The sequence below is a fragment of the Enterococcus sp. DIV0187 genome (genome assembly GCF_051713785.1).
In the GTDB taxonomy this organism is placed as follows: domain Bacteria; phylum Bacillota; class Bacilli; order Lactobacillales; family Enterococcaceae; genus Enterococcus_A; species Enterococcus_A avium.
On sequence record NZ_JBIOQO010000002.1, the window covers coordinates 517837 to 539549 of the forward strand.

A 21713-nucleotide genomic window follows, 5' to 3' on the forward strand; every position below is an offset into this window, starting at 1 on the left:
GGACAATCTTTCCATTCTCATAAGCATAATCTGCTTCGCCTGTCAGTAAAAATTACTGGCAGTTTTTTATTGCTAATAACTACAAAACTACCTAACCAGCATACGCCAATTAGGTAGTCGTTTTTAATCAATATATTTTACGTGTAAAGCTTTTTAATAAGAAAGGTGAAGCCAAAGTCGTAAACAGAATAATCAAAATAAACGCTGAATAATAATGATCTGTGACCAATCCGCTTTGATAGCCTAGCTGTACAATGATCAAGGCCATCTCTCCTCGCGAGACCATTCCTGAACCTACCATCAAGCTGCTGTTATTGCCAAATCCAGCCAATTTTCCGCCAATGAAGCCGCCAGCAAGCTTTGAAGCAATCGCGATTATCGTCAGAAGTAATATGAACAACAATTGTCTACTGATTCCCGCAAAGGAAACCTCTAATCCTATACTTACAAAGAAAACTGGGATAAATACCGCATAACCGATTGCCTCCACGTTAACTTGGACATCCTTCCAATCCTTTGTCTGACCAATTGCAACGCCAGTAAAAAATGCGCCGATCACCGAGCTTAAACCGATAAAATCGGCTAAATAGGACATACTCAAACACAGAATCAGTGAAACAATGATCACTGAAGATTCCGCTAAAAGCTTTTTACTCAGCCGCATCAGATACGGCGCGCCCCAGCGAATCAAAAAGAATACACCGGCAAAAAATAGCACCTGTTCTACCAGCATGACTCCCAATGACCGATCATTTCCACCCTGTGCCCCTAAAAAGGACATACTCAAGCTGACAATCAAGACGACTAAAATATCATCCACCACAGAAGCGCCAAGAATCGTCGACCCTTCTTTAGTATTGATCACATTTAGTTCCTTCAAAACCTCAACCGAAATACTGACAGACGTTGCCGCTAAGATCAGCCCTAAGAAAAAGGACTCATTTAGTTGAATCTGAAAAACAATCCCGCCAAGCGTTCCTAACAAAACCGGAAAAAGAATTCCTAAAACGGCCACATACATCCCCGGACGAAAATATTTCTTAAGCAAGGACAAATCACTTTCGATCCCAGCCAAAAACATCAATAGAATTACGCCTATCTCAGAAAAATCCTCTACTAAAATATCCGGATGAACCAAATTGAAGCCAGCCGTTCCTAACAAAATTCCCACCAACAGCTGGCCGATCACCGCAGGTATGCCGAACCTTCTAAAAAAGTGACTCGCAACTGTTGTACTGATTAAAATCAAACATAAAACACCGATAAATGCCATTTCCTTCATCCCCTCACATTTCACAATAACAAATCATTTTGACTTTAATCGTGAAATTGTCTCAACCTCTTTAGTCTACCGAAAATGAAATCGATTGGAAAATAATTGGATTCAATGGAAATGCATTGTAAATTTTTGCATTACAAATATCTTCTCACCGCTTTTTGATAGTCCCGATAGCGCTCACCGAAAACAGTGGTCAAATAGTTTTCCTCTCCGCGAATCTGCAAATCAAACAGGAACAACGCCAACACCGCCATTACAATCATAAGGAGATTCGGAAATATCAGCGCAAAACCCAGATACAACAAATCAAAGGCCACAAAAGCCGGATTTCGACTAAATCGATAAATTCCAGTAGTCACTAATTCTGTTCGTTGTTGTTCATTAAAGCCCGCTCGCCAATTCAATCCCATCGCTTTGACCGCAATAAAGAATAAAATTACTCCTAAAAAAGTTAGAACTAATCCAGCATATCGCCAGCCTGTTTGATTAACAGCGAATAGGAATGGCGCAAGAAACTGAATAAGCGCACCAAATCCAGTCATGATTCGTAAAACAATTTCAAAATACTTTTCACGCGAACTCTGTTTGTCACCCAGTAAGTTAACCTTGATTCCCTGTTTTCTTAGCACCCATGCCTTCCCAAGGTAAATCAAATAGAAGGCTGTTAAACCCAGCAATGCACTAACACGTATTAGCATGTGAATTCCTCCTTTTACATATGAATTTAAATTCATATGTTTATTATTTCATATGTGCACTTCTCCGTCAACAACAAATAAACACCCAATGAACAAGTAATGGCCCATTGAGTGTTTATTTGCAAATTATCCTTTTTACAATTTAATATCCTCGATATTGTCTGTAATAATCCAATCATCCATGTTTTTTTCGCAATTATAATAGAAGGGTTCAATCTTCTCTAGATAGCTAACCTCATAGAGTCCGATGCATTTTTTCCCATGCCATCGCGCTTTTTGCTTTTTAGACAAATTTAGCTCCTGTCCAAACTCTTCGATAAATTCGGTCGATTCTTCCGGTGTCATTTTGTATTTCTCAATCACTTTGGTTAACACACCACGATGAGTAATTTCCATTTTCCCGCCCTTTTCAACAAAGTATAAGATATCGTTCTCTTTCGCGCGTCCCCCCAGCGGACTCTTCTTGCCAGCAGCCCCGCGAATAATCATGGTTTTTTCACCATTGATCAATTTTTCCAATTCCTTGCCTTCGTTATCTAAATAAACCAAATGCTCCGCTTGTCCCTCTCTTTTTTGGTACCAATCTCTATTTTCCATTCCTTCAGCCTCCATATTCTAAAAAACTTGTTACTAATTACTCTATAGTAGTACAGAATAAATTTCTACTCATTTTCTGTGTCAAAATTGGTAAATTTTCAACTCGTGAATATAGAAAACATGATTAATAGGAATTAAATTAAATAAAACTATTGTTTAATAAGACATTTTCAAAAAAGAATTTAATCGTAAAATACTCAAGAAAACACGTTAGTTCATGATCATTTGATATACCCATTAAAGATCAAGGTTTGTTGTTCTTTTTAGGTTCTATAATATTTTGTGTTGGTGGAAAATCGAAGGCGATTTTCTACTAACACTTTTTTCTTCGTTTCAACTCAAAAAGAGACTCACTTTTGGTAAAATTTAGTCGACCAAAACGTCACCCTACCAAAGGAGTCTCTCAATGGATAATCATACTAGAAAATTACTCGGATTAACAGATAAACATTTATTTTTTGATGAAGAATGGCTGATTGAAAAAGAATATAAAGGCGTTCAAGCGCAGTTTATTAAAGGAAAATTGGATGACTCTCCTTCCTGTTGTGAACACTGTCGATCGGTTCGTATTATCCGCAACGGTTCCTATACGACACGCACTCAGATGTTGAAAGTCAAAGAAAAGTTAACTATTTTAGAATTAAAACGTACCCGTTTTCTCTGCCATGATTGTGGACGGACCTTTTCTGCGAAAACGGACTTAGTTGATGAACATCATCAACTAACAAAGGAACTGAAGCAGGCGATTCTCATGGAACTGTACGAAAATCAATCACGTAAACTAATCGCTAAGAAGTACTTCGTCTCGGATGGGACGGTGACACGGATCTTGCGTGAAGCAACGAAGCATTACCAGCCACGTATGAACTTCCTTCCGACGGTGTTGTGTATGGATGAGTTCAAATCAATGAAGTCTGTTTCTGGTTCCATGAGTTTTATTTGTGTTGATGGGACAACCAATCAGCTATTTACGATCCTTGAAGATCGCAGACTTTACAAACTAACTCAATACTTCCTGCGCTTTCCTAGAAAGGCCCGTTTAAAGGTCAAGTACCTAGTGATGGACATGAATGCCAGCTATTGTCAGTTGCTTAAAACGGTCTTTCCAAATGCGGAGATCGTAACTGACCGCTTTCATATTGTCCAACACATCAATCGCAGCTTCAATCAATTACGTGTCCAGATCATGAATCGTTTTCGAACCTCACACTCTGAAAATCAGAAGAAGTACCGTCGGCTCAAGCGATATTGGAAACTCTTACTCAAAGATTCCACGACATTGGAGCCACTCAAACGGCATTATCATCGACTGTTTAAACGACCAATTAGTCAAACAGAAATCGTCGATGAACTGTTAAGCTACAACGAAGAATTGCGAACAGCGTATCATTTTTGTCAATTATTACGCTATTATTTCGTTAAACGAGATACGGAAGGCTTTCAAGAAACCCTTAAAACAATTTCATCTACGTTACCTCAGTCGTTTAAAAAGAAATTCACGATCTTCCATCGCTACCAATCGGGCATTTCAAATGCCTTTAAAGTGTCCCACTCAAACGGTGTCACGGAGGGGCTGAATAACAAGATCAAGCTGATTAAACGAATTGCGTTTGGTTATCGCAACTTTTATAACTTTCGGGCACGGATCTATTTACAACAAGGTCTGATCTTTGAAAACTAAAAAAATATGCGGCGCACAGAACGCGCCGCATATCGGACTAAGTTTTATTCAAATTTGTCTTCACCAACACGATTTGACGAAGAGCCTCTTTTTAAATAGAAAAACAAATACCTCACAAACTTTCGAAATTGATCGTTTACAAGGTATTTATATCTATTTTATCATGCTCTTCTCAAATCATTAAATTTCTATTCCACAGCTGCATCCAACAACGCCTGAGCAATTTTATCTGTCGTTACAAGAATATTAATCAGATTTGTCTCAATGGCGATTTTTGCAATATTCGTTCTTCTGATGTCATCCACAATCGTCATTACTTGAGGCATTTTTCTGATATTTTCTAACGTAACTCCCACGATACTTTTGTTGATCTCGTTATCAACTTTCTGGCCATTAGCATCAAAAAAATTGGAATTGATATCCCCCACAACCTTATCTTTTTTCAACTGTTGAATATCTTTTCCAGTCAGATAGCCAATCTCTTCCATTGTACTTCCCGCATAAGGATTTCCTAAACCTACAATCGCAAAATCAACGTTGGAACCATCATCAAGAACTGATTTTATCGTTTGATTGTTTCTTAAAGCGACCGCCAATTGCTCATCTGGTAGCATCGCAGGCGTATACAGGTATTTTGATTGCCCTCGAATTTTTCTGGCAAGATCATGACACAGCTGATTGGAATGAATATTAACATGTGAATCGCCCATTCCACCAATCAATGGCACGACAGAGACTGCCATGTTGGAGCTATGAATAATAGAATCAACGATACGGCGGATTCCTTTCCCCCACGAGATTCCGATACGATCAATTGACTTCAAACGACTGTTCAAATAATGAGCACCATAGTTGGCAGCTACTTTTTCAACCTCTTCATTCGTGAGATCCTTAGAATCAATGACCATGGCGGTTTTCAATCCATAGACTGCTTCCAAAGAGCGTTCCAGTTTGGAGGTATACTCATTTTTACTGTTGATCGTAATTTCTACAATCCCCTGTTCCCTTGCATCCAGTAAAAGCTTAGAAACAAGAGAACGGGAAACGCCAATTATCTTAGCGATTTGAGCTTGTGTCAGTCCATCCTCGTAGTATAAGCAAGCAATTTTTATAATATTTTTTTCTTCAAAAGTATTCATAATTCCCTTCCTTTACTATGGATTAACTGATTTTGAACTATTCAAATGAGATTTCATCTCCGACAGTTAATACTGGAAATACCTTTGGTTCGACTAAAATTGCACCAGGCAGAATTTCATTATTTTCGCCATCTCTAAAATAGATAGAAATATGTCCTAGTGACTCAAAATTTGGATTCGCCTCTTCACCCACATCAAGAATACGATATTCCTGTTCTCCAATAGTCAACCGTCCGTTCTTCTGGATTACGTCTTTCGGTTCTTCCGAACTTTCATGAATGACACAGATGTCTCTCAGTTCTGCCATTGCTTGCGGACCGAATAAGACTAATAGAAATTCTTCTGCGAAATCCTCAACGATCGGACCGATTTCTATGATTTTTGTTTTGTACATAATCAGACTCCTAACTCGTCTTAAAATAGATTTCTATGCAAAAGTTTCATCTTGTAATTTACGCAATTTGTAAACAGTCGTTAATTCGTCTAACTCAATATCATCGATCGTCAAAAAGGCGCCATCTTTAATGTCACGTTTGGCAACTGAAGTCCCGCCGACTAAACCAATTGGCACGTTACCGTTTTTCTTCATGTCAGCATGTGTTTCTAACACACCGCGAACACAATACCCGCCGATGCCATCGATTTTTTCACCTGCTTTAATATCACGTTTTGCCACTGCAACAGTTTCGGAAATTGGTGCACCTAAAGGAACGATGGCTGTATCATGTTCTAAGACTGCTCGCGCGATAGTTAATGGTGTTTCCAAGCTGCACAGGTGATACGGACGGAATAAGATATGATGATCACGCTCGCCTTTTTTCAATAAATAGTTTAGCTCGTGCTGAACGCCTTCATTTTGTCCTTTCACGATACAGAAGATTCCTGGAGCAATCCCATCAACATATTCGACAACGCCAAAGCTATTTAAAACGCCGCCGTTTTCTTTCAAGTTTAATTTTTCGACTGTTCCGTCTAAGTCCGCTGAGATTCCATGCATCCCCACAACATCTGGAACGTAGCCAATCGCATTAGACAAGAGGTTCATTTCAGCCATTGTTTTAGTCCCATCCTGGAATGCGGCCAGCATGTGGCTGTTCATCCCTTTGGAGTCTGCTTCTGCCTGGGCAGTATCTGGATTCGCGCTTACTTTTAAGGCATTGTTTTTTCCTTTGCCGGCTACAAGGACTTCCATCCCCATACTTTTGGCAAATTCATACATTTGAACGGTTGCTGCAGGCTCGTCACCATCTGAACCAGTGTAAACAAGATCAGCGGCATCGTAGAGTTTCTTCATTAAAGGTCCCACGGTAATATCGATCTCTACATTTAAGAGCACTAAATGTTTCTTGGCAATCAGCGTTTCCAATGAGATTTTCGCTCCTGCTTCTGGAACACCTGTCGCATCGACAATCACTTCAACATTTGGTGAGTGAACGATTTCTTTAAAGTCTGTACTTGTCAAAATATTTACTTTTTCAGCCGCACTGGCATTGTAGGCATCTGCCGCTCTTTTTGCCGCATCTAAATTAATATCGCTGATTCCTGCGACAATCATACCTGGAATCGTTGAAATTTGTGAAACCATGCCGTAGCCCATTTGCCCTGCACCAATTACCCCAACCTTGATTGGCGCGCCATTTTGTTCTCTCTCTAACAATTTTCCATATAATGTCATGTTCTTTCCTCCGATGTTTTCTTTGTTTTTATTTCATTTTTAATGAAATCGATTGATTGTTTTAACGCTTCTTCATGCTTCACCTTTAAAACAGCTTCCGGAATCGTATCAATGCGATGCTTCTCAATAGCTGAATAGCGCTTGAACTTCGCAAAGATCGTCAATCCAGTCATTACTTGGCATTCTTCAATCACGCCGTTTGGATTCGCCACCATCAATACAATGCTTCTTGCTTTAAACCTGCTTTGAGACATTCCAATTCCTAAGAAGCCTTGACTGTTCTCTTTTACGAGATTATCGACTGTCTTTTTATAGTAGTTCGAATGTCTCAGTGATGTGAATACATTGAGCGCCAGCAACAGGACCACCAGCAATGCTAAGCGAAGTTCAGCCATACGTATTCTCCTATCTCTTATAGATACTCATTCAGGATGCGATTCGCCAAAATTTTTGGTGAATTCGCAAAGTTTCCAATGGTCGATCCCGCGATATGCGGCGTGATCGTTACATTTTCTAAGGTCAAATACGGATGATCCGCTGGTAAGGGTTCCTGTTCGAAAACATCGACTGCCGCTCCCGTGATTTCTTTTGTCTGTAACGCTTCGATCAAATCTGTTTCATTGATCAATCCTGAACGGGCGCTATTAATCACGACTGCCGAAGACTTCATTTTTTTGAAATGCTCTTTATTCAACATATTTTTTGTTTCAGGCGTTAAACGATAATGCATCGAAATGATATCAGCTTGAACAACCAACTCATCCAAGGAAACCTGCGTATCTTCGCTTTCTCCAGTGAAATAATCATCAAAGAAAATGATCTTGCCGCCAAATGGTCGTACCAAGTTCGCTACCTTTTGCCCGATCGCGCCGTAACCGACTAATCCAACAACGGATTCCTTCAATTCAGGAGCCAATACACCATTCGGATAATGCTTTTCCCACTCGCCGTTGCGTAATTTCCGATCGGCGCGAGCGATATTGCGAATTTCAGAAAGCATTAAGCCTACCGCATATTCAGAAACACTCGTTTCGCTTCGTCCAGGTGTATTAAAAACCGTAATCCCTTTTTCTTCCGCGTACTGGCGATTGACGTTCTCAATTCCGGCCCGCAGCACACCGACAAATTTCAAACTAGTCGCTTTGTCGATCACTTTTTTACCGATCGGGGCAAACTGAGTAATGATGTATTCGTACTCTTCGATTCCTTCTATTAAATAAGCTGGCAGATCAACTGCTTCACTGCCCTGTTTTTCCAGTGTGATGTTGTCCTTTTGGAGAGCTTCTAAATCTGCGTGCTTCCATTCCTTCACTTCAACCTCGATACCTTGTTCCTTCAATAAAACCAACCCGTCATCCATCATTTTTTGATCAATGAATAAATCTGCAATTGCCAAACATTTAGCCATCTAACCTTCTCCTATTCTTTAATTTAAAATTACTGAAACGCGATAGTTTCCTGGTGCGCTTGCTGTTTCAAACGCTTTTTGGATTTCATCTAATGGAATTTGTGTTTCTACTAGCTTCGAAACATCTACCCTGCCGGTGTTCAGCATTTCAGCAGCGTCAGAAAAATCCTCTAAAGTAGAACCATAAGTGCCGATCAGCTCCAAACGCATATAGTGAACCTTGTTTGGATCAACATCCATTTCAGGGGCAGGATAACCTGCGGCATACATGGATATTTTCCCATCCTTCGGTTTGACCATTTGCAGGGCTTGATTGTTCGCCGGTGTAACTCCTACTGCGACGATCACAATGTCAGCTCCTTTGCCATTCGTCAGTTCTTTTACCTTTTGGACTGGATCAACTTCTTTTGGATTGATTACTTCAAAGCCCATTGATTTTGCAATCTCGACCTTCTTCTCCATCAGTTCAGAAACGATGACCCTTGCGCCAAAAGCGCGCGCTGTTTCAGCATTTAATAATCCCATTGTGCCTCCGCCGATAACAACAACTGTATCCGTTCCAGATTTCACACGAAGTTTTTTCATATTTTGAATAACAGACGATAACGGCTCAACAAACGCCGCTTCAGACGGCGACAAATCTGGATTCATCTTGACAAAGCTTTTTGCTTTTCTGACGAAATAATTGGCAAAGCCAAAGATTCCATAGCACTCATCTGAGTAGTTGTGACCAAATTGTTTGATATTCTCACACCCGGTCACTTCTCCATGCTTGCATTCATCACAATACCCGCAATAATCGTAAACAACACTCACGCGATCACCAACATCATAGGTGTCGCCTACCGCAGAACCTTTAGCCACGATCGTTCCCGAACATTCGTGACCGCCTGCCATGGGATAGCCTTGGTGCTCACGCAAGCCCAGCCATTGTTGATAATCTGTTGTACAGATATTGCACGCATCCTGCTTCACTAAGATTTCATCTGCCAAAAGCTCTGGCATTGGCATTTCTTTTACTTCTGCAACGCCCTTTTCTACTAAACATCCAAATTTGATTTTGTCTGGAATCAATTTACTCACCTCTAATTTTTTTTAAAGTCCAAATGACATGAAATAGGCCACAACGACCGCCAATGGACCTGTAATCACACGTGAAAATAAAATTGCTGGAACACCGGTAGAAATCGTATCAGGATCAGCTTCTCCCAAAGTCATTCCAACAGGCGCGAAATCACAACCAACCTGCGAGTTGATTGCAAATAACGCAGGTAACGCATAGTGGGGCGGGATCGTTCCATTGGCAATTTCCGTCCCGATCAAAAGTCCGATTACCGCAGCAATGACAGCCCCCGGCGCCAACAATGGTGATAGAAATGGCAAACTAGTAATCAAACCCAAAATTACTAAACCAATCAAGCTTCCCGCGAGCGGTGACAAGACCTTCGCAATCAAATCACCGATGCCAGTATAATTAATGATTCCGATTAACGTAGCAACAAACGCCATAAACGGCAGAATGTTCGTCATCACTGTATCAATCGTTTCTCGACCTGCTTGATACATAATATTAATGAAGTTGCCGGCTGCTCGACCGATTTTGTCAATGAACCCAATGAAGCCCTTCTTCTCATTTCCGTTGCCGTTGGATTCGGTTGTTGCTTGTTCCTTCGGCATTTCTTCCACAGTCGAAGCCATCGGTTCTGTTTTGATTTCTTCAACAACAGCGTCTTCAGTACCGTCACCATTGACTAACTCAAGATCATTGATAGTCGTTCCTGAGACAAAAATATCTTCAGTCATAAATTTCGCTAGCGGTCCAGAAGGCGCTTGCAATTTAACATTGACTGTCGGAATCCTCATTCGCGGATAGGTACCGCAACGGGCTGTTCCGCCACAATCAATCACTGCCGCAAGCGTTTCTTCCTTTTCAACTGGATTTTTAAAAGCATCAACGGCTGTTGTTCCCGTTAATTCAGCAATTTTCTCAGCCACCGGATGAATTCCTCCACCTGTAACGCTGATCACATATCGTTTCTTATGGTCAGGAGTAAGAGTTAATGGGCCGCCCCATCCGCCCTTTCCTTTATGAACAATCACTTTTTTACTCATTTTTTCCCCTCCGCGTTCGGTCTAAGCATTGACTGCTTTTTTCTTATCTCGACTTGATAAAATGGCAACAATTCGTTCGGTGATCACACCGCGAATAAGAATGACTACAAAGCCCGCCAGAAGATATCTCAGCCCTAGTTCACTTTGACTACCAACTTTCGCGAAACCTTGAGCAACTCCTAAATAGACAAAAAGTTCAGCAGCATTCGCATGAGGAAATAATCCGACAATCGGATGAAGCATAGAGACAGTTGAATCATAGTAAGCAGCCTTATGCTCCTCCTTCAAAAATCGACCGAATGTGTAGCACATCGGATTTGTCAGGAAAAAACAAGCTAAGAATGGAATTAATGTATATCTTAGAACAAAAAACTTCGTGCACATCTGCATAAATCCGAAAACTCTTTCCTCGCCGATAATCTTGATCAAAGCGTTTATAAAAAGAATCAACGTAATCAGCAGTGGAATGATTCCTGTCAGAAAACCAACAAACGTTTCAGCACCTGCTTGAAACATCCCAATAAAACCGTCTGATAACTTAACTAAAAAATCCATAACCTTCCTCCTGTTGTAGAATTTGATACGCGCGCGCGATTTCATATCATTTGACACGAATTGTGTCATCCGGTATGATCGAGTTCATAATAGCAGGTGACACAAAAGATGTCAATTGGGATTTTAATCTTTTTTTTTAATCGATTTTGGTATAAAATCAAAGAAAGGATTAAACGGTGTTATTGAAAAGGAGGTTTTTTAATGAATAAATCTGAAGAACGAAATTTAATCAAAGTAGCTACCCTCTATTACAAAGAAGGCTTAACACAAGTACAAATATCAAAGAAACTAGGCGTTTCTAGATCGCTCATTTCCAAATGGCTAGTCGCCGCAAGAAACCAAGGATTTATCGAATTTTTCTTTAATAGTGAAGAAGTCTACTCTGTTGAACTCGAAAATAAACTAGAAGAAAAGTTTGGTTTAAAATCCGCAACTGTTATTGATACGAATAATTTATCTGCTTCAGAAATAGAAAAAGTTTTAGGACAAACAGCCGCTCTGGCAATTAAGGGGAAGATCGAAAACGTTCAATCAATCGGGCTCTCTTGGGGGAAATCAATCAAATCCTTAGTCACTCAGTTTCCTTTTGAATCCTATTCTGATAAGGTTTTTATTCCGCTCATCGGAGGGATGGGGATAAACAATTTTGATATTCATTCCAATCAGCTGTGTTATGAATTCGCACGTAAGACAAGAAGCTCATCAAAATATTTATACACCCCTGCCCTAGTAAGCAATTCCACCATTCGTTCTGAGTTTGAAAACAATGAATATATTCGTGAAATTTTAGACGAGGCCAAGCAAGTTGATATGGCAATTGTCAGTATCTCCTCGCCTTACCACATCAACACTATGGAAGAAATTGGCTATATTACCAAAACGGATATTAAGGAGTTGGAGGATTTGCACGTTGTTGGTGACATGAATTCCCGATTTTTTGATAAAAACGGTGTGGAGGTCGACCATGACACCAACACAAATGTCATTGGTATTAGTATTGAAGATCTTAAGAAAATTCCGCAGGTTGTGGCATTGGCGTATCATGAGGATAAATGGTCCGGTGTTTATTATTCTTGTATCAATCATCTGATTACTGATCTGATCACTACAGATGTCATCGCCAAACAAATCCTAAAAGCAGAACTATAACTTATTCCATTCGTGTCATGAGGTGCTTCTATAGATGCACCTCTTTTATAGCCAGTTAAACGCACCAAATTTTACAAAATATTTGTTTGGATTAGTCCGAGAAAAAGATGATCGAACCCATATCAAAAAGCCCCGAAAAATTTCCGCAGCTTTTGGAATACTCCTTTAGGAGATATATTCAATTTTCATTTTACAAGTAAAAGGCTCTGTATGGTCCCTCCAAGGTTGGTTGAAAACTCGGTAAGATAGATGTTAACAAGAATGTTCGAATCTTCGCAGCTTATTATAATCAGACTGGTTTTAACTTCATTACTATACACTAAATTAACCAAAAATCCTTCTGTTTTCTGAGATAAAACCATTTTATATACGTCAAGAATCAATAGCATCTAAATCTTTTCAATTATTCTTTTTTCTTTTCAGGTAAAACTATCCCCAGTTTGTCAGCAATTTTTCTAATCCTATTCCTAGTTTTCTCATAAGTGTAATCTAAATTGATCACTCTGTAATAGGTTCTACGTGAAATAGCCAACTTACTAATTGCCTGAGCTACAGGAATTTGCTTTCTATTTTTATAAATAAGTAACAAGCGTTCTATTTGTTTATCCGTTAATTGACTTCCGCCTCGTTTACCACGTAATTCCTCTCGCTTTTTTTCCTTCATTTCTGAAGTTAACTCTTTCTTCTCCCGCCTTTTCTGGTAAATAAATGGTCTTATTTCTTTTAGCTCTTTAATAGTGTTCTTCAGATCAATTACCTCCTTATTTAACTTATTAATTTTTCTATTGTGAACAAGAGCAGAGTTATTAATTTTTTGATCAATAGCATGCTCTTTTTCCTCAAGATATCTTTTCTTTTTATTAAGTTGATCATCTAGATCCAAATCTCTACGGTAATATTCTAATTCTTCTTTACTTATTTTCTCCAACTCTTTTATTCTCTTCTTCGCCTTTTCGTACTCCAGCCTCAGATTTTGCTTTTCTTTTTCTGACTCTAAATATACACTTTTCAAATTTTTTATTTCTTCATTTGCTTTCCGATTGTGTTCTTTTAGTTTTCCAAAATTCTCTTTATTATTTTTAGCTGTTATCCTTAAACGATTAACAATTTCTTTTTGCCGTTTTGCCTCTTCCTCCCATGAGAGCATTACCATGTAAAGTGCGTCATAATTAGTACCATTTTCTTCTATGTCTGCTTCAATTTTTTTGGATAATTGGACTAATAGACTATAGGCACTTTTCTTTTTCGATTTATCCTCATTGTTCATTTCCATCCCTCATTCACTGTAACTTTTATATTAATATAAAAGTTACACCAAAAATAGAATTAAGTCAATGATTCCTACAGAGTCATCTACATTTTCTATTCCTTGTTCTTCTTGTATTTTTTTCTTTTCAACAAAAACAAAATTTTCATTTCTTTATGAATTTAAAAATAGGTTTTTTTCTCTTCAACAAGGATGATTATCCTTGAAAAAGCTTCGTTAATTAATCACTATACGTTATTTTAATTAATATTTATGTCTATGAACACTTTAGGTAATTTGTAAAAAAATATTTTAAAATGAACTATGACATATCTGAAAACTCCGCAAAGATGCGATATGTTCAGGTTAATTGGAGCGCTCGTATCTGTGTGGCCTACCAGAAGACCGATACGATTTTCAGAAAATTGTCTACACTCGCTTTTATTCTTAAGAGACAGTGGTTTATTAATAGCAATCTTTCTAATTCTTTAAGCGAAAGCAACAATATCAGCATCGACTCTACATAAATAAAAGCTGATCAACCTAATGCATGTGAAAAATATGGCAAACTGAGCAATGTGAAACAGCATATTGGTAATACCTGTGACGGAAAACAACGAAAATTCATGCATTGATAGATGGTTTAGGAAATCCACTTGTCTTCTTTTTATATGAAAGACAAACGAAAAATGCCATTTCAGCAATCCCTTTGTTAGAACAAATTGAAGTTGCAGAAAGAAAAGAAATCCTGATGCCGAAAAGTTAGCTAAATCCATTCTGAATGCCTATCAACCTGAATCTGTCGATGACATGCAAGATGCTTTGAAAGAGGTGTTTGGGTCCCTTATTTGAAAAAATGCTTCAAGGAGAATTGAATAACCATTTAGGTTATGATGTCCATTCTAAAGAGCCTAAGGAACACGATAACCGTCGAAATGGCTATGGAAATAAAACGCTTAAAACCAGTTTTAGTGAAGTAGCTATTGATGTTCCCTTTGAATCAGAGTTAATTCATAAGCGAAAACGAGATGTCTCCGATATCGAAGGGAAGGTTCTTTCCATGTATGCACGAGGAATGAGTAAACGAGATATTGCCGCAACCGTCGAAGATATTTATGGCTTTGATATTTCCCATGTAATAATTTCAGATATCACTGACGCTATTCTACCTGAATTGGAAGAATGGCAAGCCCGCCGCCCCCTAGCCAAGTGCTATGCCTTTCTATTCGTTGATTGTATGTATGTTACTTTACAAGAAAATTATGAAACCAAAGAATGTGCTGTATTCACCATTCTTGGCTATGATCTCAAAGGAAATAAGGAAATTTTAAGTTTATGGTTAAATCAAACAGAATCTAAAAATCGCTGGATGCAAGTGTTCGATGAATTGAAAGCAGGTGATGTCGAAGAGGTCCTTTTCATTTCTATGAATGGGGTTTCTAGTCTTGAAGAAGGCGCAAAAGCGATCTTTCCATCGGTAATTGTTCAGCGTTGTATTGTTCATCTTGTTCGAAATGCATTGCGTTATATTCCAAGTAGGGACTATAAGGAAGTCTGCCGAGATATGAAAAAGTTCTACGGTGCTTCGTCTCTAAACGCTGCACATGCTACTTTTGACAGTTTTCAAAATCGGTGGTCTCATTATTCTGGTGCTGTAGATGTCTGGAAACGGAATTTTGCACATATTGAACAATTATTTGATTATGGTAGTGCCATTCGAAAAATTATGTCCACTACCAATGCGGTTGAAAGTGTTCACTCTAGCTTCAGAAAAGTCACAAAAAAGGAGCATTCTCTAATGAGAATGCACTCCTAAAACTACTTTATTTACGCACGAAAGAATTACACGCGAAGTGGTCAGGTGGTCAAATCCAAAACTGGGCTATGGTGCTTAATCAGTTAATGATCAACGAGACCTTCTCCTCTAGAATTGAAAAGTATGCGATTTACCTTCCATAACAACGGTAGGTTTATTCAACTATGTGTCCAATTAAAATTTATCTGATTTTAAAAATAGCCAAGAGAATTTGGGTTGTTAAAAACTCTTAACTATTTAACTTCCACAGTTTAGTTGACAACCCCGCAATGAATTTAAAGAAATTAGCCACCTGGCTATGGAAAGGCAAGTAGCCTTTATTTTTTTGTCTTGAATTTCGAAAGAAATCAGATAAAAAGACGTCCCAAACTCAAATTACGAGTTCGAGACGTCTTTTGTTTACAGTCTGCACTTATACCTTATAAGTGTTTTCACTTCAATCTAGGATTCCCAGGACATTACCCCATAACTTCCAGCAATTCCTTCCATTAACAAACTATCCGCATACCCATCAATAAAGCTTGTTGCCTCACCCTCTGTTGAGAATAATCGACTTCCTTTTTCGATATTCTTTGATTGATCATCACCTTCATAAGCGTAGAACCAGACTGTGAATTGAACTTGTGGCTCTGGAGTCGGTGTCGGTGTAGGATCAGGGTCTGGTGTTGGAGTTGGCGTAGGATTAGTCACCACTCCACCATTATTTGTTCCACCAGATGAACTTCCATTGCCTGTTGTTCCGTCATTTTTATTTTCACCATTACCAGAAGGTGTCGAAGCCGGATCAGAGGATGCGACATTCGTTTGGTTCTGTGTATTTGACATATTTGGAGCTGGCGAGGCCTGACCTGCAGACTCACCAATCGGTTGATTCGGAACTATTTTATCCGACTCCGTAATTTGTTGTTGATCAGTCACTACACCATTTTGATCTTGAACAGTTACGACATTGCCTTCAAACACCAACTTATTCCCTGCATAAATCAAGTTGTAATCTCCAATGCCATTCAATGAAGCTAATTTTTCCATTGTGACATTCGTTGCTAAAGAAATACCGCTTAACGTGTCTCCCCAAACAATAGTATATTCTTTTTTTCCTTCAACATCTTTTTTGATTTGCTCAATCGATCGCGCTTCCCATTTACCATCCATTTCAGAAGCTTGTATGTCTTGTCCCTTTAATATGAGTACACCTGCCATTGTAAAAGCACTTAAAGCTAAACCCTTTCCAAGGTTTTTACCCAAATTTTTTCTTTTTTCAATAACTGTTTGCTGCTTTATATCTCTTCTCTTTTTCATAATACTCTCCTTAATAAGTCCTTTTTTCTTTTGAAGTCACAACTTGTATTTTTTTCTTATGAAAATCATTACGATTATTTTTCAATCTTTCGGATAATTTTTCACTTCTCTTCTTATAATGATTACACCCCATTTTAAAGTGTTCGAGTTGATGTTGTAATCGTTGGATTTCGAGGCTCATGCGTACAATTACCTTTTCAAGATCCTGACTATTATTCATACGCAATCGTTTTTCAACACCATCTAGACTTTCACATTTTTCTTCACACCCTTCACAGATTGTAAAAAGTTCCTTATCAATAAATATTTGCGAAACGGAATAGTTGCCACACCATTCACAAGTCATTTCACTAGCTAGTTCTGCCTCATATAGGATATTTTGGATCTGAGAAGACTGTTCACTTGGCTCTAAATCAGTAACAAGCGAAAGAATCCCTTGCTTTCTTTCTACTCGTTCAATCGCTATGCCAAGTTCACTGAGTTCCTTTTCAGCTTTTACCAATATTCGATACCAACCGTGTCCTATTCGATGTCCAAATTTAATTAGGGCCAGACAATTCAAGTTTTTGTAGTTAATTGAATGTTCTTCCATCAGTTGACCTCCTGTTATCATTTTTTAAAGAGATAGTATTTATATATTGCTATCAATCGCTCTGAATAAATAATACCACGATAAAGTGTTCTTAACAACTCTTTTATTAAAAATAAGTGTTCTACAGCGTAGTTAAAGTGGCTTGTAAACCACATTATTCTATTAGTAAAGGGATGGTGTATATGGAAGAATATGAATTAAGAAAATTAATCTCAGAAAGAGTAAAATACTTTCGTCTAAAAAAGAAGATGAGTCAAGAAAAACTATCAGAACAAGCTGAGCTTGAGATTAAGTACATTAACAAACTTGAAAATCAAAAATATAATTTAAAAATAGATACTATAGAACAAATTATTAAGGCACTAGATATTTCTTACGAGGAATTCTTTAATTTCAACTTCACTTCAAGTAGTGACGAGTTGAATGAGCTCTTACAAGCAATTTCTAGCTTCAAGAAGGATGAACAGCTCATAATAATCGAGTCAATATTAAGTCTTTTGAAATCAAATTATGAGGAATAAACAAAAAGCTGCGAAAAATTTCCGCAGCTTTTTGTTTATTCCTCATTCATCTGATACGTCCAATCCTCACTATACAGCGAGAATCGTTCGGCGCGATACGCCCAAGCGCTAGTCGGAAAATCAGTAAGGTCAACGTTCAGCACGGTTTCGCCTTCTTCCGTGACTTCCATAATCGAACTGGTCTGGCCCTCATCACGGTAGCCAAAGTTAACGAGGCGATTACCTGTGTTGCTTAAGTAGCGTGCACTGCCGATAATCTTGGTATAGTAATCCTCTCCTAGATCTTCACCAAAGGTCCAAACTTCTTCGATCGTCATTTTGGCCTCATTAATCCGAACCTGGCGGGCTTCTGAGTATTGTTCAGAGGTTTCTTCATCCCCGCGGGTAACCGAGATGTTATTGTCATAATATAAAATATCGGTCGTCTCATCGTTCTCGTCTTGATCCGACAGGACGATCGCCGCGTGCTGTCCGCCGCTGGCTTTGACATCCCCTTTTAAGAAATATTTCTGATAGCTGTCAGGCCAGCCGCTACTGTCGCCCATGATCCATTTGATCTCGTTCGTGGAATAATCAATCTTCATAATCGTATCTTGATGCCTCCCCGAAATAATAATACTGTCATCTGCCTCATCGTATTCTACTGAGTTTTGGTGGAACCAATCGACCTTTCCGTCCTCACGACTCGTCGAATCGTAGTCTTCGTAAAAGGCTTCCGGTAAGATATCCTTCAGATCAATCGTTTTCTCGATCTCCCCTGTTTCGCGATTCAGCTCGATCATCGTGTCCTCAATATAGTTACTGCCATCATTGACTGTCAGTAAGAAGTTTCCGCTTGGCAGCTCAATACCATCATGATGGATCACGGTCATTTCTCCTTCGCTTTTACCTGTATCGTTTGCGGCGCTAGAGCTTGAGAAATCGTAACGGTGATAGATTTTCCCTAAGTAGTCCGTCTCTAGCAGCACATTGTAGGTATCCGCGTCATTGGATTCTTTGGTCAAATAAAGCAGATTCCCGTTATCTAATTCTTTAAAAATATGACTGTTATAGCGGGTCGAATACCAGCGAACATCGCCGTTGGCATCAAAGGCATAGGCGCGTTTCGTACTTGGCACAACAAAGGTGAGTTCGCTGTCGCCTAGTTCCATTTTTGTTGTATCCGCTTCTTTGACCTCGATGTTGGCAATGGATTTCGCTAACGTTCCTGTTTTTATCGTTACCTTTTTCTCCATGCTGTTGCCGGATTCGTCCGTCAATGTAACCGTCACTTCGTTTTCTGTATCTGAGTACAGACCTAAAATCGGAACACTGTGATCCGTTGTATAGTCGTCAAAGCTGTTCTTGATGGTCGTCGCTTCATCCTTGCCGGCCACTGAAATATCAACAGTCATTGCGTCTTCTGTTTGGAAAAGCAGCAGCGCCGAAAGTGGGCTGGCATCGTAAGGATCAAGCTGGACATAGATATTGTCTTCTGTGTACTCGCCGCTTTTTAGTAGAGTCTGATATTTTTTCTCTTTTTCCGTTTGATCCTCCTGCCACTCATCATTCAGGGAGACGGACAGCTGTTCTTCCGTGTCCACCTCATTCGGGACTGAGCCGCTGACACCACAGCCGGTTAAGCAGACCGTCATACCAATAAAATAACTGATTCTCTTTAGTGTTGCCCTCATTCACTTCCTCCTTTTCAAGCATTGATTAAGAAACCTGACGAAACATTTGATTTTTCAATTCGTACACGACATCGCAGCCTTTAGCAACTTCCTGTTCATGGGTGACTAAAATAATACATTTTTGCTGCTCATGAGCGATTTCTTGGAATAGCTTGACGATTTCACCTGAGGTCGCTTCATCTAAGTTTCCCGTTGGTTCATCGGCAACAATCAAATCATGTTCGCAGCACAATGCCCGCGTAATTGCGACCCGCTGCTGCTGGCCACCAGATAGCATCGTTACTTTTTTCTCTGCCAGTTCTTTAGTAATGCCGACTTTTTCAAGATTTGCTAAAGCATAGGCTTTCTTATCCGCTTGCTGGCTTTGAGCAATTTCCATCGCCGTCACTACATTATCCACTGCCGACATGTAAGGCAGAAGATTGTAGGCTTGAAAGACGATCGATACATCCTTGCGTCGATATTCCCGCAGCCCGATTTTTTTCAAAGAAGTATCTTCATAAAGAATTTCTCCGCTTTTTGGGGTATCCAAGCCTGCGATCAGGGATAAAAAAGTTGTTTTCCCTGATCCGCTAGTGCCTAAAATGGCGTACATCTTGCCCTTTTCAAAGGTTAAATTCACCTTTTCGAATAATGGGCCGTTGTTCTCATACCAATAGCTTAAATCCTTGGTAGCTAATGTCATAAAATTTCCTCCTTTAATTTGTTACCTTCGTTTTTCATAACTGACCTCTATGTTTAAGAGATCAAGATTTTCTTCGGATTCAATCGCAATATCCCTGCGGATGATAAGACGATTGAAAATAGGCTGATTCCCAGTCCGATACCTGCAAGACTAAGAATTTCCATTGGCTTCACAGAGATATTCAATTCCTGAATTTCCTCGGTTTGGGTAAATGGATTACCGCCCATTTGACCGCCACCTCGTGGACCGCCATTTCCGCCGCCAGGCATTTGTCCTTGACCGCCAGGGCCGCCGTTATTTCCTGCCGCATTGGCTTCTTGTCCTTCCGCATTTTGCGATGTTGTTTGTTGGCTGAATAACTGATTTCCAACGGCATTTCCAACGACATTTCCGCTGGCTGCCGCAATCCCCAAAGCAAAGATCATGCAGATAAAAATTTCAACGAAAAATTGTGAGATGACTTTCATTCGTGATTCGCCTAATGAAAGCAAAACACCGATCTCATATTTCCGTTCGCGAATCGACAGCATAATGATCAGCGTTAAAATAATGACACCCGCTGCTGCGACTAAAATCACGATATTTTTCGCGAAGCTTGAGACATTGTTTAATGGTTGCAGCATTTGCTGATACATTTGATCATTTGTTTCTAAACTAAAGGTATCGGTATCGATCAATTTATTCGCCTGTTTGACGAAGCTATCCATATCTTTAGGATCTTCTAGGTTATAGACGGCTGAATCGATCGTTTTTCCTTCTGAACCGGTCAGTGTATTGACCATGGTATAAGAAGAAAAGATCGTGTTCGATGGGTTCATAAAGTTAAACTGAGCGCTCATGCTATCCCCAGAATCGCTGGTTTTGTAGATTCCCTTGATAGTTACTTCGACATCCTTGTCATCTGTGTCTTTAATTTTGAATGTATCACCGACACTTAGGTCGTTGGCCTCGGCCAAGCTTTGTTCAATCAAGACATTATTGGTACCTTCATCCGCTGAAGTGATCGCTTCTCCTTCAACAAGGCTGGCAGTTCCAGCCGAAAATTCGCTATAAGAGCTGCTTTCAGAAACACCTTTGATTTGGAAATCACCTTGGCTCATGCCGCCAGGAGCACCGCCTCCGCCAAAGCCGGCCATCTGTTCGTCAGATGACTCCTCCGTATTTTCTGTACTATCGTTGCTAGCATCACTGTCGCTGGAAATCGGTTCGATCCCTGAGCTTTTATCCGCTGAGGTGCTGGCTTCAAAGGAATAGGATTTTACATTCGATAATTTCGCAATTTTTTTCGCATCGCTCAGATTTACCGGCGTTCGTTCGAAGCTGCCGGGATCAGGTCGGCTATTTTCATCTTCTGAATCGGATTGCTTAAACATCGTCTCTCGGTTCGTCGATAAAGTGACGGTCGCCCCGACACTTTTTTTCGCGTTCGTTGTTGCGAGATCTGCGCCGCTGCGGATCGTCAATCCCGCCAAGACGAAAATCAATATTGCCGAAAAGACGGCGATCATAATAATACTGCGCCCTTTTTTGGCCCAAAGGCTTTGAATCGCCCGTTTCATATAGTTCATAGTGGTTCCCCCTTCATTTG

At 39.6% G+C, this 21713-nt stretch carries 20 protein-coding genes and 2 pseudogenes; 4 read left to right on the forward strand and 18 right to left on the reverse strand.

Annotation, left to right across the window (positions count from 1 at the left end; all coding sequences use genetic code 11):
* Positions 1–127: 127 nt before the first annotated feature.
* The 3 genes from IGI52_RS22400 to IGI52_RS22410 all read right to left on the reverse strand — a co-directional run bounded on the left by IGI52_RS22400 (position 128) and on the right by IGI52_RS22410 (position 2574).
* Positions 128–1273, reverse strand: coding sequence for a cation:proton antiporter (locus IGI52_RS22400; protein WP_016178023.1), 1146 nt, complete (start codon positions 1271–1273; stop codon positions 128–130).
* Between the two features lie 140 nt (positions 1274–1413).
* On the reverse strand, positions 1414–1977 hold the full coding sequence (locus tag IGI52_RS22405) for a methyltransferase family protein (protein WP_016178022.1): 564 nt from the start codon (positions 1975–1977) through the stop codon (positions 1414–1416).
* Positions 1978–2112: 135 nt separating this feature from the next.
* Positions 2113–2574, reverse strand: coding sequence for a hypothetical protein (locus IGI52_RS22410; protein WP_438782449.1), 462 nt, complete (start codon positions 2572–2574; stop codon positions 2113–2115).
* A 406-nt stretch (positions 2575–2980) separates the two neighbouring features.
* On the opposite strand from IGI52_RS22410, the gene IGI52_RS22415 reads away from it, so the two are divergent.
* Positions 2981–4255, forward strand: coding sequence for an ISL3-like element IS1476 family transposase (locus IGI52_RS22415; protein ID WP_016252543.1), 1275 nt, complete (start codon positions 2981–2983; stop codon positions 4253–4255).
* 188 nt (positions 4256–4443) lie between these two features.
* Here the strand turns inward: IGI52_RS22415 and IGI52_RS22420 are convergent, their stop codons facing one another.
* The 9 genes and pseudogenes from IGI52_RS22420 to srlA form a co-directional block, all read right to left on the reverse strand.
* Positions 4444–5271: a sugar-binding transcriptional regulator gene (locus tag IGI52_RS22420; RefSeq protein WP_373367945.1), complete on the reverse strand. Its 828-nt coding sequence runs from the start codon at positions 5269–5271 to the stop codon at positions 4444–4446.
* 30 nt (positions 5272–5301) lie between these two features.
* A pseudogene (locus IGI52_RS22425) lies at positions 5302–5394 on the reverse strand (hypothetical protein); the annotation flags it as partial.
* A 37-nt stretch (positions 5395–5431) separates the two neighbouring features.
* On the reverse strand, positions 5432–5788 hold the full coding sequence (locus tag IGI52_RS22430; protein WP_016178019.1) for a PTS glucitol/sorbitol transporter subunit IIA: 357 nt from the start codon (positions 5786–5788) through the stop codon (positions 5432–5434).
* Positions 5789–5821: 33 nt separating this feature from the next.
* Positions 5822–7069: an NAD(P)H-dependent oxidoreductase gene (locus IGI52_RS22435; RefSeq protein WP_438782450.1), complete on the reverse strand. Its 1248-nt coding sequence runs from the start codon at positions 7067–7069 to the stop codon at positions 5822–5824.
* Entirely contained in the window at positions 7066–7464 is a 399-nt protein-coding gene (locus IGI52_RS22440; RefSeq protein ID WP_016178017.1) for a transcriptional regulator GutM, read from the reverse strand. The genes IGI52_RS22435 and IGI52_RS22440 overlap by 4 nt, the downstream gene beginning before the upstream one ends.
* Positions 7465–7481: 17 nt before the next feature.
* Positions 7482–8477, reverse strand: coding sequence for a 2-hydroxyacid dehydrogenase (locus IGI52_RS22445; protein WP_154059834.1), 996 nt, complete (start codon positions 8475–8477; stop codon positions 7482–7484).
* Positions 8478–8495: 18 nt separating this feature from the next.
* Complete coding sequence (locus IGI52_RS22450) at positions 8496–9551, reverse strand: zinc-dependent alcohol dehydrogenase (RefSeq protein ID WP_438782451.1); 1056 nt, start codon at positions 9549–9551, stop codon at positions 8496–8498.
* A gap of 21 nt (positions 9552–9572) precedes the next feature.
* Positions 9573–10589 carry a PTS glucitol/sorbitol transporter subunit IIB gene (gene srlE / locus IGI52_RS22455; protein WP_016178014.1) on the reverse strand — a complete coding sequence of 339 codons (1017 nt, stop codon included), beginning with the start codon at positions 10587–10589 and terminating at the stop codon, positions 9573–9575.
* 21 nt (positions 10590–10610) lie between these two features.
* Positions 10611–11144, reverse strand: a complete 534-nt coding sequence (gene srlA / locus IGI52_RS22460; RefSeq protein WP_016178013.1) for a PTS glucitol/sorbitol transporter subunit IIC — start codon at positions 11142–11144, stop codon at positions 10611–10613.
* A 201-nt stretch (positions 11145–11345) separates the two neighbouring features.
* Here srlA and IGI52_RS22465 point away from each other — a divergent pair, with 201 nt between their 5' ends.
* Complete coding sequence (locus IGI52_RS22465; protein WP_154059830.1) at positions 11346–12293, forward strand: sugar-binding transcriptional regulator; 948 nt, start codon at positions 11346–11348, stop codon at positions 12291–12293.
* Positions 12294–12696: 403 nt separating this feature from the next.
* On the opposite strand, the gene IGI52_RS22470 is transcribed toward IGI52_RS22465, so the two are convergent.
* Complete coding sequence (locus tag IGI52_RS22470) at positions 12697–13560, reverse strand: hypothetical protein (protein ID WP_016178011.1); 864 nt, start codon at positions 13558–13560, stop codon at positions 12697–12699.
* Positions 13561–14313: 753 nt separating this feature from the next.
* Between IGI52_RS22470 and IGI52_RS22475 the strand changes: the two are divergent.
* Positions 14314–15498, forward strand: a pseudogene (locus tag IGI52_RS22475) (IS256 family transposase).
* A 298-nt stretch (positions 15499–15796) separates the two neighbouring features.
* Here the strand turns inward: IGI52_RS22475 and IGI52_RS22480 are convergent.
* Both IGI52_RS22480 and IGI52_RS22485 read right to left on the reverse strand, forming a co-directional pair.
* The gene (locus IGI52_RS22480) at positions 15797–16654 is read right to left on the reverse strand and encodes a LysM peptidoglycan-binding domain-containing protein (protein ID WP_438782452.1); all 858 of its coding nucleotides are present in this window, start codon (positions 16652–16654) and stop codon (positions 15797–15799) included.
* Positions 16655–16664: 10 nt separating this feature from the next.
* On the reverse strand, positions 16665–17246 hold the full coding sequence (locus IGI52_RS22485; protein ID WP_154059537.1) for a hypothetical protein: 582 nt from the start codon (positions 17244–17246) through the stop codon (positions 16665–16667).
* Positions 17247–17428: 182 nt separating this feature from the next.
* Between IGI52_RS22485 and IGI52_RS22490 the strand changes: the two genes are divergently transcribed.
* Entirely contained in the window at positions 17429–17767 is a 339-nt protein-coding gene (locus IGI52_RS22490; RefSeq protein WP_258233429.1) for a helix-turn-helix domain-containing protein, read from the forward strand.
* 35 nt (positions 17768–17802) lie between these two features.
* Here IGI52_RS22490 and IGI52_RS22495 read toward each other — a convergent pair whose 3' ends face one another.
* From IGI52_RS22495 to IGI52_RS22505, 3 genes are read right to left on the reverse strand one after another with little or no spacing between them, the layout of a single operon-like run.
* A complete protein-coding gene (locus tag IGI52_RS22495) occupies positions 17803–19440 on the reverse strand; it encodes an aryl-sulfate sulfotransferase (RefSeq protein WP_438782453.1) in 1638 nt (545 codons plus the stop codon).
* A 25-nt stretch (positions 19441–19465) separates the two neighbouring features.
* Positions 19466–20125, reverse strand: a complete 660-nt coding sequence (locus tag IGI52_RS22500) for an ABC transporter ATP-binding protein (RefSeq protein WP_016178005.1) — start codon at positions 20123–20125, stop codon at positions 19466–19468.
* A gap of 53 nt (positions 20126–20178) precedes the next feature.
* Positions 20179–21693: an ABC transporter permease gene (locus IGI52_RS22505; protein ID WP_438782454.1), complete on the reverse strand. Its 1515-nt coding sequence runs from the start codon at positions 21691–21693 to the stop codon at positions 20179–20181.
* Positions 21694–21713: the final 20 nt, after the last annotated feature.

Excerpts from the sequence above, each read along its gene's own strand:
- IGI52_RS22400 (WP_016178023.1), bottom strand. The coding sequence starts at position 1,273 with ATGGCATTTATCGGTGTTTTATGTTTGATTTTAATCAGTACAACAGTT.
- IGI52_RS22405 (WP_016178022.1), bottom strand. The coding sequence starts at position 1,977 with ATGCTAATACGTGTTAGTGCATTGCTGGGTTTAACAGCCTTCTATTTG.
- IGI52_RS22410 (WP_438782449.1), bottom strand. The coding sequence starts at position 2,574 with ATGGAAAATAGAGATTGGTACCAAAAAAGAGAGGGACAAGCGGAGCAT.
- IGI52_RS22415 (WP_016252543.1), top strand. The coding sequence starts at position 2,981 with ATGGATAATCATACTAGAAAATTACTCGGATTAACAGATAAACATTTA.
- IGI52_RS22430 (WP_016178019.1), bottom strand. The coding sequence starts at position 5,788 with ATGTACAAAACAAAAATCATAGAAATCGGTCCGATCGTTGAGGATTTC.
- IGI52_RS22435 (WP_438782450.1), bottom strand. The coding sequence starts at position 7,069 with ATGACATTATATGGAAAATTGTTAGAGAGAGAACAAAATGGCGCGCCA.
- IGI52_RS22440 (WP_016178017.1), bottom strand. The coding sequence starts at position 7,464 with ATGGCTGAACTTCGCTTAGCATTGCTGGTGGTCCTGTTGCTGGCGCTC.
- IGI52_RS22445 (WP_154059834.1), bottom strand. The coding sequence starts at position 8,477 with ATGGCTAAATGTTTGGCAATTGCAGATTTATTCATTGATCAAAAAATG.
- srlE (WP_016178014.1), bottom strand. The coding sequence starts at position 10,589 with ATGAGTAAAAAAGTGATTGTTCATAAAGGAAAGGGCGGATGGGGCGGC.
- srlA (WP_016178013.1), bottom strand. The coding sequence starts at position 11,144 with ATGGATTTTTTAGTTAAGTTATCAGACGGTTTTATTGGGATGTTTCAA.
- IGI52_RS22465 (WP_154059830.1), top strand. The coding sequence starts at position 11,346 with ATGAATAAATCTGAAGAACGAAATTTAATCAAAGTAGCTACCCTCTAT.
- IGI52_RS22470 (WP_016178011.1), bottom strand. The coding sequence starts at position 13,560 with ATGAACAATGAGGATAAATCGAAAAAGAAAAGTGCCTATAGTCTATTA.
- IGI52_RS22480 (WP_438782452.1), bottom strand. The coding sequence starts at position 16,654 with ATGAAAAAGAGAAGAGATATAAAGCAGCAAACAGTTATTGAAAAAAGA.
- IGI52_RS22485 (WP_154059537.1), bottom strand. The coding sequence starts at position 17,246 with ATGGAAGAACATTCAATTAACTACAAAAACTTGAATTGTCTGGCCCTA.
- IGI52_RS22490 (WP_258233429.1), top strand. The coding sequence starts at position 17,429 with ATGGAAGAATATGAATTAAGAAAATTAATCTCAGAAAGAGTAAAATAC.
- IGI52_RS22495 (WP_438782453.1), bottom strand. The coding sequence starts at position 19,440 with ATGAGGGCAACACTAAAGAGAATCAGTTATTTTATTGGTATGACGGTC.
- IGI52_RS22500 (WP_016178005.1), bottom strand. The coding sequence starts at position 20,125 with ATGACATTAGCTACCAAGGATTTAAGCTATTGGTATGAGAACAACGGC.
- IGI52_RS22505 (WP_438782454.1), bottom strand. The coding sequence starts at position 21,693 with ATGAACTATATGAAACGGGCGATTCAAAGCCTTTGGGCCAAAAAAGGG.